The 13,727-nt window shown below is 55.0% G+C and carries 16 protein-coding genes and 1 tRNA gene; 12 read left to right on the top strand and 5 right to left on the bottom strand.

Annotated features, from left to right (window positions below; all coding sequences use genetic code 11):
- Positions 1–35: 35 nt before the first annotated feature.
- Complete coding sequence (locus EYQ49_06450; GenBank protein HIG25511.1) at positions 36–854, bottom strand: phosphatase PAP2 family protein; 819 nt, start codon at positions 852–854, stop codon at positions 36–38.
- Positions 855–866: 12 nt separating this feature from the next.
- Positions 867–1,268: a thioesterase gene (locus tag EYQ49_06445; protein HIG25510.1), complete on the bottom strand. Its 402-nt coding sequence runs from the start codon at positions 1,266–1,268 to the stop codon at positions 867–869.
- Between the two features lie 114 nt (positions 1,269–1,382).
- Here EYQ49_06445 and EYQ49_06440 point away from each other — a divergent pair, with 114 nt between their 5' ends.
- The 3 genes from EYQ49_06440 to EYQ49_06430 are packed head-to-tail and all read left to right on the top strand — an operon-like array spanning position 1,383 to position 4,942.
- Positions 1,383–2,774 carry a TldD/PmbA family protein gene (locus EYQ49_06440; protein ID HIG25509.1) on the top strand — a complete coding sequence of 464 codons (1,392 nt, stop codon included), beginning with the start codon at positions 1,383–1,385 and terminating at the stop codon, positions 2,772–2,774.
- Positions 2,771–4,111: a TldD/PmbA family protein gene (locus tag EYQ49_06435; protein ID HIG25508.1), complete on the top strand. Its 1,341-nt coding sequence runs from the start codon at positions 2,771–2,773 to the stop codon at positions 4,109–4,111. The genes EYQ49_06440 and EYQ49_06435 overlap by 4 nt, the downstream gene beginning before the upstream one ends.
- A 6-nt stretch (positions 4,112–4,117) precedes the next feature.
- Entirely contained in the window at positions 4,118–4,942 is an 825-nt protein-coding gene (locus EYQ49_06430) for an undecaprenyl-diphosphate phosphatase (GenBank protein ID HIG25507.1), read from the top strand.
- Here the strand turns inward: EYQ49_06430 and EYQ49_06425 are convergent.
- Complete coding sequence (locus EYQ49_06425) at positions 4,939–5,361, bottom strand: hypothetical protein (GenBank protein ID HIG25506.1); 423 nt, start codon at positions 5,359–5,361, stop codon at positions 4,939–4,941. The genes EYQ49_06430 and EYQ49_06425 overlap by 4 nt on opposite strands.
- A 59-nt stretch (positions 5,362–5,420) precedes the next feature.
- A complete protein-coding gene (locus EYQ49_06420) occupies positions 5,421–5,735 on the bottom strand; it encodes an FmdB family transcriptional regulator (protein HIG25505.1) in 315 nt (104 codons plus the stop codon).
- A 114-nt stretch (positions 5,736–5,849) separates the two neighbouring features.
- Here EYQ49_06420 and EYQ49_06415 point away from each other — a divergent pair, with 114 nt between their 5' ends.
- The 9 genes from EYQ49_06415 (at position 5,850) to EYQ49_06375 (ending at position 12,223) form a co-directional block, all read left to right on the top strand.
- Positions 5,850–6,446: a glycerol-3-phosphate acyltransferase gene (locus EYQ49_06415; GenBank protein ID HIG25504.1), complete on the top strand. Its 597-nt coding sequence runs from the start codon at positions 5,850–5,852 to the stop codon at positions 6,444–6,446.
- A gap of 34 nt (positions 6,447–6,480) precedes the next feature.
- Positions 6,481–7,683, top strand: coding sequence for a molybdopterin molybdotransferase MoeA (locus tag EYQ49_06410; protein ID HIG25503.1), 1,203 nt, complete (start codon positions 6,481–6,483; stop codon positions 7,681–7,683).
- Positions 7,684–7,726: 43 nt separating this feature from the next.
- The gene (gene moaA / locus EYQ49_06405) at positions 7,727–8,710 is read left to right on the top strand and encodes a GTP 3',8-cyclase MoaA (GenBank protein HIG25502.1); all 984 of its coding nucleotides are present in this window, start codon (positions 7,727–7,729) and stop codon (positions 8,708–8,710) included.
- Between the two features lies 1 nt (position 8,711).
- A complete protein-coding gene (gene moaC / locus EYQ49_06400) occupies positions 8,712–9,185 on the top strand; it encodes a cyclic pyranopterin monophosphate synthase MoaC (GenBank protein HIG25501.1) in 474 nt (157 codons plus the stop codon).
- Between the two features lie 127 nt (positions 9,186–9,312).
- Positions 9,313–9,771, top strand: coding sequence for a hypothetical protein (locus EYQ49_06395; protein ID HIG25500.1), 459 nt, complete (start codon positions 9,313–9,315; stop codon positions 9,769–9,771).
- Positions 9,772–9,804: 33 nt separating this feature from the next.
- Positions 9,805–9,880 (top strand) — tRNA-Ala (locus tag EYQ49_06390).
- Positions 9,881–10,005: 125 nt separating this feature from the next.
- Positions 10,006–10,770: a hypothetical protein gene (locus EYQ49_06385; protein ID HIG25499.1), complete on the top strand. Its 765-nt coding sequence runs from the start codon at positions 10,006–10,008 to the stop codon at positions 10,768–10,770.
- A gap of 12 nt (positions 10,771–10,782) precedes the next feature.
- Positions 10,783–11,544, top strand: coding sequence for a hypothetical protein (locus EYQ49_06380; protein HIG25498.1), 762 nt, complete (start codon positions 10,783–10,785; stop codon positions 11,542–11,544).
- The gene (locus EYQ49_06375) at positions 11,531–12,223 is read left to right on the top strand and encodes a hypothetical protein (protein ID HIG25497.1); all 693 of its coding nucleotides are present in this window, start codon (positions 11,531–11,533) and stop codon (positions 12,221–12,223) included. The genes EYQ49_06380 and EYQ49_06375 overlap by 14 nt, the downstream gene beginning before the upstream one ends.
- A 258-nt stretch (positions 12,224–12,481) precedes the next feature.
- Here the strand turns inward: EYQ49_06375 and EYQ49_06370 are convergent, their stop codons facing one another.
- On the bottom strand, positions 12,482–13,708 hold the full coding sequence (locus EYQ49_06370; protein HIG25496.1) for a glycosyl transferase: 1,227 nt from the start codon (positions 13,706–13,708) through the stop codon (positions 12,482–12,484).
- Positions 13,709–13,727: the final 19 nt, after the last annotated feature.

Below are 13,727 nucleotides of genomic sequence, written 5' to 3'. Positions count from 1 at the left end.
GGGTCCTGACGAGCGATTAAAGTCAACGTTACCGGTCAACGGTGAAGGTTCCAGTTATGCCAACTATCGGCCAGAAAACGGCCCAAAACAATACCGATGGCCAGAACAACCAGCCCACCCAAAGCATCTACCCAATAGTGGTTGCCGGTAACGATTACCGCAAACAAAGTACCGACCGGGTAAAAGGCAATGAGTCGGCGAGCCCAACGGTTTTCTAACACCGGCCACAGAGCCAAAGCAGACCACAGGGCCCAAGCAAAATGCAAACTGGGCATGGCGGCGTATTGGTTAGAAACTTGCTGCATGGTGCCCGAATCAAACGACCACAGGCCGCCGACCTCGCGCACCGTGTCCACAAAAGGCCAAGTGGTAAGACAAGCCCCGTATTGGCCGCAATCAGTAAGCAGACGAGGGGGCATGAGTGGAAACAAACTAAACCCGATGAGCGCTAACCCGGTGGTGCACAAAAATGAGGTGCGCCAACGAGGGTAAAGCATGGGGAAGCGGCGGTAAAGCCACATCAAAGCAAAAATGGTGACCGCAAAATGAAAGGTCCCGTAAAAAAGGTTCCAAAACTGAATAAACCAACGCCAATCAATAAAGAAGTCTTGAATGCGTAGTTCTTGAAAAAGGCCCAGAGAGCGTTCAAAATCAATGATGCTTTCGGCATTTTCCAGCGCCTGCTGAGGGCTCACCGAGACGGAACCAAATTGGTTTCGCGTGGTGGTGTAGGTGGCATAGAAAGCCAACACCAGCAGCACCTCAGCCCACCAACGCAGCCCGGTACCTACCCCCTCGGCCGAAAGGCGTCGAAGACGTTTACTCAGCGTGGGCTTTGAATCAGCAGACAACATTAAACCTTAAAACTACTGCAGTCGTTGAAGGAAGCGTTCGGCGTCTACCACCACTCGTACAATAACCGCTGAGCCAATCACCGTGCCGGCTTCGCCTTCAAGGCAACGAGAGCCACACACCGCTTGAGCGTTAAAGGTGATGCGACGCCCACTGATTTGCTCCACCTCGGCAGAAGCCACAATCTGGTCGCCTACCGCTGACGGAGCAAAATGATCAAGGTGGATGCGCATGCCGACGGTGGTTTTACCCGGCTCAAGATGGTCGGCAAGAGCCGCCACGGTGGCCTCTTCCAAAAGGGCCGCCAAACGTGGGGTACCGAGAACTGGTACATTGCCCGACCGCCACGCCAAGGCAGTGTCTTCGTCGGACACCGTGAGTTCAAGAGAAGCCTGAAGACCAATGCGTAAAGCCATAGGGTTACCATACGCATTCAGAGAGGTTCTTGCCAGACCAGCGGACCTTAAAGATCCAAAACCTTAAAGCGGAGAGAAGATAAATCGGTGAGTACTCAACATGATGCACGGCCTTTGCTTGACCCAGCATTGCTGCAAGAAACCATAGAAACAGCGCTTCAGTCGGGAGCGACCTTTGCGGAAGTGTTCGTAGAGGACAAACGCTCTACTTCGGCGGTGCTCGACGACAGCAAAATTGAAGAGCTAACCAGCGGCCGTCGCCGAGGGGCCGGCATACGAGTGATTTTAGGAGAAACCACCGGGTTTGCCCATACCGCTGACCTTTCGCCTGAAGGCCTACAAACGGCAGCCCGAGCGGCCGCCGCCGCCGCACAAAGCGCAGGCAACAGCAACAAGTCGGTGGCTTTTACCTCTGACGGATCCCTGCCCGCTCCGGCTGCTGCGGTTATGCCCGACCAGGTTTCCGGCAGTCAAAAAGTAGCGTTGTTGCAAAAAGCTGACCAGGCAGCACGAGGCTTTCAAGCAGCCATCACCCAAGTATCAGCGCACTACGCAGACAGCCGTCGCCGCATTCAAATAGCGAACAGCGAAGGCTTGTTGGCCGGTGATGATCAGGTACGCACCTTATTTGCTGTTTCTTGCGTGGCCCAAGGAGACCTCGGGCGACAAACGGGGCGGCAATTCATGGGCCACACCGTGGGTTTCGAAATCTTTGACTCCGTCGACGTCGAATCTATGGCCCTCCAAGCAGCGCAACGGGCTTACACCAAATTGTCTGCCGTGCCCGCCCCCAGTGGCGAAATGCCAGTAGTGGTGGGCCCCGGCGGCGGGGGCGTGCTTTTTCACGAGGCCTGCGGCCACGGGCTCGAAGCCGACATTATTGCCAAGTCGGCTTCGGTGTTTGCCGGCCGGCGAGGCGAAATGGTCGCCAACCCTATGGTGACTTTGGTCGACGACGGCACCATGGCCGGCGAATGGGGGCGTTACGGCGTAGACGACGAAGGCCACCTCGCTCAACGCAATGTGCTCATTGAAAACGGAGTGCTTACTGACTACATGTGGGATTATCTACGGGCCACCAAAGAAGGCCGGCCGTGTTCAGGCAACGGGCGCCGCGAGAGTTACCAGCATCTTCCTATGGTCCGCATGACCAACACGTTTCTTGAACCAGGGCCCAATGACCCGGCAGAAATTATTGCTTCGACCGACCATGGGGTTTATGTGGCGCAGTTGGGCGGCGGGCAAGTCAACACGGTGACCGGAGATTTTGTGTTCGGCATGACCGAGGCTTACCTCATAGAAAACGGTGAGTTGACGTCGCCTATCCGTGACGGCAACTTGATTGGCAACGGCCCGCAAACCCTGCAAGACATTGACGCCATTGCCGGCGACTTTGCTATGGGGTCCCCGGGTACCTGCGGCAAAGATGGCCAAGGAGTTCCAGTCGGCGACGGCACCCCCACCTTGCGGGTGGCCCGTTTAACCGTTGGGGGGACCGCAGCATGAGCGACCTTTTATCTCTTTGTGATCGTTTGGTAGCCCAGGCCCAACCCGGGGAACAAGTTGAAGTGGTGGCTGTCCATGAGCGTGAAACCGAAGTGCGGGCCTACGAGGGCCAAGTTGAGTCGCTAACTGCTGCCGAATCGCAAGGGGTCGGGGTGCGAGTCATACGTGATGGTCGTCAGGGTTTTGCTTCTGCAGGCACGCTCGATCTGGCCATTTTGGACGAGACGCTGGCCGAAGCACGAGAAAACCTTGCTTTTGCTACTCCCGACGAGTTTTGTGCCTTGGCTACTCCCGATGCTTTAGACCCTGCAGTGTTAGATATTTACCGCCAAGAACTGGTGGACTTTCCCGTCGAAAGCAAAGTGGCGTTAGCCCTCGAGTTGGAACGCCGAACCAGGCAAGGCGACCCTCGCATCATTGGGGTGGAATCAGCTGATTATTCAGATTCGGTGACCCAAACTGCGGTAGCCACCACAACCGGCATACGTACCACGGCCGCCGAAACCGGCTGCTTTCTTTCTGCGTATTCGTTGGCCGAAGAAAACGGCGACACCCAAGCCGGGTTCGGCTTTTCGGTAGGGCGCCAGCCCAGCGACCTTGAGGTAAGCCAGGCTGCTACCGATGCGGTAGAACGCTCCACCCGCATGTTGGGTGCGGTGAAACCTCCTTCGGGCCGCATGATGGTGGTACTTGATCCGTGGGTGAGCGCACAGTTTTTGGGCATCGTGGGGGGCACCTTGAGCGGCGAAGCGGTACAAAAGGGCCGCTCTTTGTTTGCCGAACGTTTAGGTGACCAAGTGGCCGCGGCGTCTTTGACGTTGATTGATGACCCCACCAACCCGGCGGCATTTACCGCTACCGCTACCGACGGCGAGGGCCTCGCTACCCGCCGCAACGTGTTGATGCAAGACGGCCGATTAGAGAAATTTGTGCATAACAGTTACACCGCTCGTCGGGTCGGTACCGCTTCTACCGGGTCAGCGGTACGGGGTTATTCCTCGACCCCTGGCGTAGGAGTGCAAGCAGTGTCGGTGCAACCGGGCCAACTCAGTCCGGATGCTTTGATTGCTGGTATTACCGACGGCTTGTTAGTGCAAGGAGTGAGTGGTCTGCACTCTGGGGTGAACCCGGTCAGCGGGGATTTCTCCACCGGGGCCGAAGGTTTGCGTATTCGTAACGGAGAGTTGGCTGAACCGGTGCGGGAGTTCACCATTGCTTCGACGTTGCAGAAAATGTTGTTGGAGGTCACTGCGGTAGGCGACGACTTGGTTTGGTTGCCGATGAAGGCAGCTGGGGTGACTTTGGTGATTGCCGAACTTACGGTTTCTGGGGCTTAGGGGTTTATTTTGCCGCTTCTTCATGCGTTTTTTTTAGGGTTGTTGCAGGGGGTTACCGAGTTTTTACCGGTGTCTTCTAGCGGACATTTGGCGTTGGCTCCTTGGCTGTTTGGGTGGGATGATTTTGCCGGAAAACCCGAGTTGGAAAATGCTTTCGATGTGGCTTTACATTTAGGGACCTTGGCCGGGGCGGTGGTGTATTTGCGGTCCGACATTGTTCGGTACGCCACGGCGGGCTTTGGTTGGTTGCGTAAACGGGACCGTTTAGCGGGTGATGCCGCTACGGCAATGTTTTTGCTGGTTACGGCGGTGCCCACCGGGCTTTTGGGTGTGGGGGTGTTGGCGGTGACCGAAGACTTGGGTGACCGTATTTGGTTGGTGGCGCTTTGTTTGATTCTTTTTGGTTTGTTGCTGGGTTGGGCTGATCGCCGGCCTGCGGAGCGTTCTTTAAGCGATTTGGGAATGGGCCACGCAGTGTTGTTGGGGGTAGCGCAAGGTTTGGCTTTTCAGCCGGGGGTTTCTCGTTCGGGGGTCACCTTGACGGTGGCTAGGTTTTTTGGTTTAGCTCGTGAAGAAGCCGCCCGCTTAGTATTTTTGATGAGCTTGCCAGTTATTGCCGGGGCGGGGCTGATTAAAGCCTCCGACCTGCAGGTGCCGTCGGGCTGGCGGGCCGCTTTTGTGGTGGGCACGTTGGCTGCAGCGCTCAGTGGATGGCTGGCTGTGTCGGGCATGATCCGTTTGGTCGCCCATCGAAACTTTGACAGTTTTGTTGTTTACCGGGTGTTGCTAGGTAGCGGGGTGTTGTTGCTGTTGGCCAGCGGGGTGCGTTAGCCCGGGGTTAAGGCCAAAGCGATTTCTCCCCAATGGCGAGCCGCTGCTAAATCGGCCACTTGAGTCATGGGCACGGCCACGGTTATGCCTTGTTCGGTTTGGTCGAGTACTCGTGCGTTTTCAACCAGCAACCGTCCGGTGGGGGCGTAGTCGTCTACGGCGTAGAGATCTACCCGGTCGCCGGCGGTTAACGAAAGCCGGTCGGTGTCTTGTGTGAGAGCGATGGCCCGTTCGCCGATTTGTGGTCGGTGCTCATCGGGGGGTGCCACGGTGACGATTTGTTCTGCTGGGCAGGTGCTTTGGGCAAGAGCAGCGTCGACGGCCCGGCCGGTAATTAAAGCCAGCGAGGCGGCGATGAGCCACCACATAAGGCGGCGATGAGCGGCCCAGAGCCGGATGCGAGCGAAGAAGAATCCCATTTATGTGTCTCCCACGTAGGGGGTTTAATGGGGGAAGTGGGTGGGGCATGGCCCGGCGATTAGTCCGACGAACTGGTGGTGCTGGTTTTGTTTTCGGCAGGCTTTTTGGTCGACTCAGTTTTGGTGGTTGAGGGCTCAGAGGTACTGGTCGAACCGCTGCTAGTTTTTTTAGGCGTCGTGGTTTTTTTGGAGGCCCCGTGGTCGTTGCGGTAAAAACCGTCGCCTTTAAAGGCGATGCCTACGCCGCTAAATACTTTGTTGACCGAACCGTGGCAATCGCTGGCGGGGCAGTCGGTGAGGGCATCGTCAGCAAAAGATTGACGGGCCTCAAATTCGTGGGCGCAGGTTTGGCAACGGTATTGGTAAGTGGGCATCGGTAAGCCTAAGAAAAAAGTGAGGGGGAAAGTTGATCTCTTTACGAGAGTCTGAGTGTACCGTCCTGAGAGGAAAGATCTTATGGATCCGCCCTTTTGGGCGCTGCAGAGGGGATGCTTACCTACATGTTGGTCAACGTGGTGCTGATAGCGGCGGCTTATTTATTGGGCACGTTCCCTTCGGCGCACTTGGTGGCGGGCCGGGTAGGTATGGACCCCACCAAAGAGGGTTCGGGTAACCCGGGGGCCACCAACGTTTACCGTATTGCTGGGCGTCGCCCTGGGGTGGTGGTGTTTTTTCTGGATTTTTTAAAGGGCTTGGTGGCGGCCACGGCGGGTTTAGCATTGGATGGTCGCCCTTTGGGGGTGGCGTGTTGGGTGGCGGCCACCGTGGGCCATGTGGTGCCGGTGACTCGTGGGTTAAAGGGCGGAAAAGGGGTAGCGACCAGTGCCGGAGGAGCGGTGGTTTTGTTTCCTTTGCCGGCCGCCGGGGGTTTTGCTTTGTTTTTCTTGTTGGCTCAGGTAACGAAAAAGGTTTCTTTGGGTTCGATTTCGGTGGCTCTGGCTATGCCGTTGCTGCTGGTGTTAACGGGCCGTCCGGCCAACGAGGTGTGGGGGACTGCTGCTTTGGGATTGCTGATTGTGGCTCGTCATCACCGCAATATTCGGCGGTTGCTTAATGGCACCGAGTCTTCTTGGTCTCCTCGGTAACCTTTAGGTCTTATGAGTTGTGGGGAGTAAAGCAATGATTCCGTTAGAAGAAGCCCAAAAATATGTGTTGGAGCGCTGCCCGGTGGTGGCCTCGGTGAAGCGACACCCCAATGATTCTTTGGGTTTGGTGTTGACGGCCGAGGTAATGACTACCGAAGCGGTGCCGCCTTTTGCTAATACCGCTATGGACGGGTTTGCGGTGCGGGCCTCCGATACGCAGGAGGCACCCAAACAACTTAAGGTTGTCGACACTTTGGCTGCGGGGGCGGTGCCTCAGGTGATGGTTCAGGCGGGTGAAGCGATTCGCATTATGACCGGCGCGCCGATGCCGCCGGGGGCCGATGCGGTGATCATGGTGGAGTTGACCTCGGTGGAGGGTGACCAAGTGATGGTGGAAGCTGAAGTGCCAGAGGGCAACCATGTGCGCAACGCTGGCGAAGATTTACAACCCGGTCAAATAGTTTTTGCGGCGGGCCAGGTCTTGACCCCGGGGCATCTTGGGGTGCTGGCCAGCATCGGCTGTGTTGAGGTTCTGGTGCGGGAGCCTTTGCGAGTGGGTGTGATGTCTACCGGCGACGAGTTGATCGATGGCCCTCAGGCGTTGGCTCCGGGGCAAATTCGTGACGCTAACCGGCATTCTCTGTTGGCTTTGTTAGCTGAAACGGGTTTTGTGGGCGTTGATTTGGGTTTGGTGCCCGACAACCAAGAGGCGCTTGAAGAAGCGTTTTCTGCGGCTTGTCTGGGTGAGCAGCGGTGCCATGCCGTGCTTTCGTCGGGTGGGGTAAGCATGGGGGATTTTGATTACGTCAAGGTGGTGCTTGATCGTTTGGGAGACATGCGCTGGATGCAGGTAGCGATTAAGCCAGCTAAGCCGTTGGCTTTTGGTGTGGTGGGCGAGGTGCCGGTGTTTGGTTTGCCCGGCAACCCGGTGTCGTCCATGGTGTCGTTTGAACTTTTTGCTCGCCCGGCTTTGCGGGCTATGGCCGGGCACGAAGAACTCAGCCGTCCTCGAGTTTTGGCTACTTTGGAGGGGGCGTTGCCGCGTCACCTTGATGGGAAAACGCATTTCAATCGGGTGGCGGCCACCTTGGTGGATGGCCGCTACCGGGTGCGTTCGGCGGGTGGTCAGGGCTCGCATCAGTTGTCGGCCATGGCGGCCGCCGATGCTTTGGCAGTGTTGCCTGACGGGCCGGGGGCCCAAGATGGTGACCAGGTTGAGGTTTTGTTGTTGCGCTAGAAACTAGTGGACGTAACGACTGAGGTGCCTCTAGCCTGAGGGGATGAGCCGGCAACTGATTGATTCTTTCGGGCGGGTGCATCGAGATCTGCGTATTTCGGTGACCGATCGTTGTAATTTTCGTTGTACTTATTGCATGCCAGCCGAGGGGTTGGATTGGGTGCCCCGAGACGAGCTTTTGACTTTTGAAGAGATAGAACGTGCGGCGCGTTTAATGGTGGAGCGTTACGGGGTGACCAGTATTCGCTTGACCGGCGGTGAGCCCACGGTGCGTGCCCATCTACCAGTTTTGGTTGACATGCTGGCGCAACTACCGGTGGATTTGTCTATGACTACCAATGCCACAAAATTGTCGACTTTGGCGGAAGATTTAAAGCGTGCAGGTTTGAGGCGGGTAAATGTTTCGTTGGATTCTTTGCGCCCGGAGCGTTTTGCCGAGTTGACCTTGCGCGAAGACCTCGGCAAGGTTCTCGATGGCATTGATGCTGCTTTGGCTGCTGGTTTTGACCCGGTGAAAATCAACATGGTGGTTATGACCGGAATAAACGATGACGAGATTGTGGACTTTGCTCGCTTTGGCCGAGACAAAGGGGCGACGGTGCGCTTTATTGAGTTCATGCCTTTGGATGCTTCTGAACAGTGGACTGAGGATTCGGTAGTTACCCAACAGCAAATTGTAGAACGCATTAATGAGGTCTTTCCCTTGGTGCCAAAGGAGCGCACTGCGGCACCGGCTACCCGTTTTGTTTACGAAGATGGCCGGGGTGAAATTGGGGTGGTGGCCAGCGTTACGCAAAAGTTCTGTGATTCTTGCGACCGGGTGCGGTTAACCGCTGATGGACAGTTTCGTAATTGTTTGTTTGCGGTTGACGAGTTCGATTTGCGGGCTTTGTTGCGTTCGGGCGCCGACGACGATGAGGTGGGGGAGTTTTTAGAAAAAGCGGTGGCCGGTAAATGGGCGGGCCACGGTATTGGCACGGTGAACTTTATTCGCCCGTCGCGGTCCATGTCGCAAATTGGGGGTTGAGATGACTGAGTTTACGCATTTAGACGCTGAAGGTAATGCTCGTATGGTCGATGTGGGCGACAAGCCGGCGACGCGTCGCCGGGCGGTGGCGCGAGGGCGGGTAACTATGAGCCCAGTCACGGCTACTGCGCTGTTGGAGGGCACGGTTCCTAAAGGTGATGTGTTGGCGGTGGCTCGGGTGGCGGGCATTCAGGCCGCGAAGCGCACTTGGGAGTTAATCCCGCTGTGTCACCCTTTGTCGTTGAGTGCTTTGTCGGTGGATTTAGTGGTGGGCGAAGATCACGTGGCTCTTGAGGCGGTGGCTGAAACGGTGGGCCCTACTGGGGTAGAGATGGAAGCTTTGACGGCTTGTTCGGTGGCTGCTTTGACTATTTATGACATGTGTAAGGCTTTGGATAAGCACATGGTGATCGAGGGCGTGGCCTTGTGGGAAAAAGACGGCGGTCGTTCTGGGTCGTGGCGCCGCAACGAATAACCCTCTTCGCGCGTTAGGCGCGAGGCTTCGCGCCCTGCGCGCGTAGAAGTCCACCAAATGACAGTGTTGTAGTACTAGCCTGCTCCAAAGTCGAACAAAAGGTTCGGACAGTCGAACGGAGAAGGCATTGTTAATCTTATTGGGACTCGGAGTGCTCTGGGCCACGGTGTTGCTTCCCCCGTTGGTTCGCCGTAGTGGTGCTGGGTCCAGCACCCGTCCGCTAATCGCTTTGCCATCAGTGGGAGCTCTTGACCCCTCGGGGTTTCATGCCTTAAAACGCACCGCTGCTGAAGCTCCAAACAGTGCTCGAGCGGCCCGCCGTCGCCGCCGTGACGTGTTGATCGCTTTGGGCGGGGTAGCCGTTATGACCTTCCTTTTTGGCTTGGCCGTGGGGAGCATCATGTGGATGGCGCATTTCCTCGCCGACGTGGCTTTGGTGGGCTACGCCACTTTGTTGACCATGCGCCACCAACGTTCCATGGAACGTCCTGACGTGGTTATCCCGTTTCGCCCCTCTTCGGCAATGGTGCCCGACTTGGGTATTGCTATGCGAGACGAAGCAGTGTTACGGCGACAAGCCAACTAAGGCTTCAAAACCGCTACGCTCCACTGCGCCCATGGGGGTGTAGCTCAGTTGGCAGAGCGCTACGTTCGCAACGTAGAGGCCGGCGGTTCAATTCCGCTCACCTCCACCATGGGAATCCTCGAATAGTTTGTAGTGTTTTCACGTCTAACTACTGGTGTTTTTCGCTAATAAAGGATTCAGTTCAGAGAAAATGGACTCGGTTGACATCTATATTTGCCTATGGTAAAACTAGTCATGAATAGGATAAGCGGCAAGCACTGGTCAAGCATCTTCCTGTTTTTTTCGATTGCCTTCCTTGCTGCTGCTTCAATAGTTCATTTTTCTTCTCCCGCAGAAGCAACTACCGGTTATTGGAACGGCAACTCGCCAAGGAATTACTACAGGGTTTATCTGTCGCCTGCTTGGCATTCTTCAACTGCCGGAGCCAGGGGAGAGTGCCTTAACAAGTCTGAAAGGTCGATGGCTAGGGTTACTGCATATCATGCTTCAGTTTATGATTGGGTGTCGGGGATGTTTACTTTACGCGAGCGTGGCTACGACGTAGCGGTTGGTATTGGCAGCCCGGTGGCCAATAAAAATGATTCGAATAGTTGGGGTGCGAATTACCATATCCCGATCCACTCAAATGCCGCCTGGGGTTGTTCTTCACCAATTTCTTCGTCAAATGCGGGCACGCGAGTAATTTATGTGTCTTCTGGGGGGAGCGGGCTAGCCAGTAAACTCGTTTACTATGTGGGGCAACGAAATTACACATCGTATGGGTCACCGTCTCCCGGGACGAATGATTATAGGGGGCATGTAAATACTGGTATTACCTCTTTTGATTGTATTAGTGGCAACGGGGTTCCTGCACTAACTGAGGTTTGTTATACAACGGCGGTAGCGGCTTATTTGGAAGCTGAATTCCATGACTGGAATACCGGTGCCTCGTGGTTAGACACTACAAATTGGCAATCGAGAATAGGTTGGTCGGTAGATGTTTATTTGGGTTATCCCTAAAGGAGGAAAGCTTTGAAAGTAAAAATTATTGTTTCCACACTTGCTGTTCTTTTGGGTACATTTTTATTGTTCTCCAACACTGCGGACGCCGACCGGGTTTCACCACTGGCCTCTTGGCGAGGGTTCGGCCATCATTATGAAGAAGATGAGCAGATATTTTCTCAAGAGTTCAAGCAACGAGAAGCACTCACCGCGGCTTGTATGCAACAACAAGGCCAGAACTACCAAACCCGCATTCTTGATAACACTTCAAGTCAACTAAATATTTCTGATCCAAACGGTGATCGTTCTGAGGCAAGAACCAGCAACGAAGCCTATTTTCTGGCTCTCTATGGAGAAGTTAACCCTGAAATTTCAACCGCGGATTTAGATACCAATGCGGATGGGGTGATTGATTATGCGGAAAGTTTCGGCGGGGGTTGTTCTGGTGATGCGCATCGAGAGGTTTTAGGAGTATTTGCCGCCAAGGCGATATTGACTGAGGAATATAATCAACTTCGCCTTGAGGCTCAGACTTCGCCCGTTGTTTTGGCGGCGGAGCAAGATTGGTTGGCCTGTGTTGCCAAAAACAAAGATTTTCAAGGCTCATCAAGAACACAGATATTGTCTCAACTAGATGCGCAGTTGGATCAATCAGAGACAAGGGCGTTGTTGGACGAGTGTGAGCCCGGCTACCACTTGGTGCGACAAGGAGAGGTGATACGTCAAGAAACTCTTTTTGTCTACCAGCACCAAAAAACTCTTGAAGAGTTTGGAGTGAGTGTTGAGGGTTAAATCGTTACTGGTCTTGGCGGGGTTTTCTTTGTTGCTCACGGCCTGCAGCAGCACAGAAACCTCTGTGCCCGGTGAATCCGGGACGACCACCACCGAGCCGATTCTTCAAACGACCACCACCGAGCCGATTCTTCAAACAACCACCCTTCCCGAAGTAAGCATTACTTTTGAGCAATACCAGCCAACAGAGGAAGACGAAAAAGAAAACCAAACCCTTGAAGATCGAGAGCGGGAAGCAAACGAAAACGAGCCTCCCCCGGTTTCAGCGACGCCTCTGACCCCTTGTGAACAGGTGGCTCCCCAGGTTGGCTCCGTGCTGGTTTATTTTCCCTGTGGCAATACCATGGCCGATGCGGCAAGTTTTCTTCGCCAGTTGCCCGAGGGCCAAGACCCCTTGTCGTACGCTTTTGAACAACTGGTGGCTGGCCCCACCGAAGTCGAGCGAGCCCAAGAGGCTTTTCGACTCGTTCTTTTTGATGCATGGCCTGACTTCGCAGTTTTTAAAGAAGGCCCCGTGGTGGTTATAGATTTTGTGGGCACCCCAGTTTTGATACAAAACTTGCTTGCTTTTCACTCAATAACCACCGCCATCATGCGCACCGGCCAGCAGTTCAGCGGCCAAGCCGAAATACGAGTAAACGGCACCCCGCTTTACGATTTTGCTGAACAGGGTCAATAACACAAACTGTTTGACTGCTTGGTGCGCCCAGAGAAGAGGGTGGGGTGGCCGTTACCTTTCAAAGCAGGGAGCTTTTAAGGTGCCTCAAAAACATCTCCATTGTTGGCTAGCACCTCGGTGGGCAAAGCATGGCTGGTTGAGTCGGCAAGCGTGAGTTCAATGCGCCCAGCACGGCCGTGGAGGGCGGTGGTTATAAAAAACTCACGCGACCATTAGGTGATGAGTTCATGAATCTTTGTTAAAGGATGACCAACGAACTCAACTAAAGTTTTGCTGGTCGTGCTCAACGGCCGCCACCAAAGCAGCGCCCACCCCCGGCAAATCAGCCTCCAACCGCCCCCAACTGGGGATAAACGGCGACTCCAAAGGGCTTTCTAAAAAGTCTTGACCGGCTTGGAGTGCAGCCTGACCAAAAAGGTCCACCGAGGCCTCTTCTTGACGGCGATCATAAACAAACCCATTAAAAGCGGCGTCGCTGTCGTAGTGCTCAATAAGTTCGTAGGCCTCCCGGGTGTAGGCCGCCTTTAAGGTACGAAAACTCTCCGTGGTTAAGACCACTCCAGAGATGGCCAGTTTTCGAAAAAACGCTTTAGCAATATCGCTGCTCATGCGATGCAACCCTGCAGTGGAGTCCTCAGAGGAGAGATCCTGATGCTTGTGGTCATAAAGGTCGGCGAGTTCCACCTGGCAAATACGGTTCACCGGGTAACTGCGGGCGATCTCCGAAAGCACCCCGATCTCTAAGCCCCAGTCAGCAGGTACCCGCAGTGAACGAGCCACACTGACCTCTAAAGCCCACTCACCAGCCAACGGGTAACGAAAACTCTCCAAATAATCCAAATAATCGCGTCGGCCAAAAGTAGCGGCCAAGGCCCGCACCAACGGGGTCACGTAAAGCCTGCTCACCCGACCATTTAATTGCTTAGGGTCCGATGAAGCCCGAGCGTAAAACCCTTTAGCAAAGGCGTAGTCGAAAGAAGGGTGAGCCACCGGGTAAAGCAAACGAGCCAGTAACGAACGATCATAAGTAGCAATGTCCGCATCGTGCAAAGCAATTATTTGTGCCTGGCCGTGGCCCAACACGTAGCCCAAACAACCCCACACATTGCGGCCCTTGCCCGGCTCGATAGGGGCCCCGAGATGCTCAAAAACTTGCTGGGTAACCGTTTGCAACCCCGGGCCATCGTTCCACAAAACACGGCAACGCTGCGGCAAAACAGAAAACACCTGTTGGGCCTGAACAAATTGTTGCCGATCGGCTTGATCAAGGCCCACCACCACCTCTTCGAGATAATGGGCGGTAGAGAGTTCTTCAACAATGTGGCTTAACGCCGGTGACCCCAACTCAGAAGCCAAGCAGGGAATAATCAACGTCATGGGACGCTCCTGGCCCCACATAGCGAGATCGGTTTCAAGCTCAGCCACCGGCCGATCGGCCAAATTATGCAAGGTAGCGATTACCCCGTTTTGAAAGAAGTCGGCCATAACAGCAGGCTAGGCGTCC

Source organism: Acidimicrobiia bacterium (assembly GCA_012959995.1).
Classification (GTDB): Bacteria; Actinomycetota; Acidimicrobiia; order Acidimicrobiales; family MedAcidi-G1; genus MedAcidi-G2B.
This window is presented reverse-complemented; position numbering and strand designations above follow the sequence as displayed.

Bases quoted from the DNA above. Each gene is read 5' to 3' on its own strand.
- EYQ49_06450 (HIG25511.1), bottom strand. From the start codon at position 854: ATGTTGTCTGCTGATTCAAAGCCCACGCTGAGTAAACGTCTTCGACGC.
- EYQ49_06445 (HIG25510.1), bottom strand. From the start codon at position 1,268: ATGGCTTTACGCATTGGTCTTCAGGCTTCTCTTGAACTCACGGTGTCC.
- EYQ49_06435 (HIG25508.1), top strand. From the start codon at position 2,771: ATGAGCGACCTTTTATCTCTTTGTGATCGTTTGGTAGCCCAGGCCCAA.
- EYQ49_06425 (HIG25506.1), bottom strand. From the start codon at position 5,361: ATGGGATTCTTCTTCGCTCGCATCCGGCTCTGGGCCGCTCATCGCCGC.
- EYQ49_06420 (HIG25505.1), bottom strand. From the start codon at position 5,735: ATGCCCACTTACCAATACCGTTGCCAAACCTGCGCCCACGAATTTGAG.
- EYQ49_06415 (HIG25504.1), top strand. From the start codon at position 5,850: ATGCTTACCTACATGTTGGTCAACGTGGTGCTGATAGCGGCGGCTTAT.
- EYQ49_06410 (HIG25503.1), top strand. From the start codon at position 6,481: ATGATTCCGTTAGAAGAAGCCCAAAAATATGTGTTGGAGCGCTGCCCG.
- moaA (HIG25502.1), top strand. From the start codon at position 7,727: ATGAGCCGGCAACTGATTGATTCTTTCGGGCGGGTGCATCGAGATCTG.
- moaC (HIG25501.1), top strand. From the start codon at position 8,712: ATGACTGAGTTTACGCATTTAGACGCTGAAGGTAATGCTCGTATGGTC.
- EYQ49_06385 (HIG25499.1), top strand. From the start codon at position 10,006: ATGAATAGGATAAGCGGCAAGCACTGGTCAAGCATCTTCCTGTTTTTT.
- EYQ49_06370 (HIG25496.1), bottom strand. From the start codon at position 13,708: ATGGCCGACTTCTTTCAAAACGGGGTAATCGCTACCTTGCATAATTTG.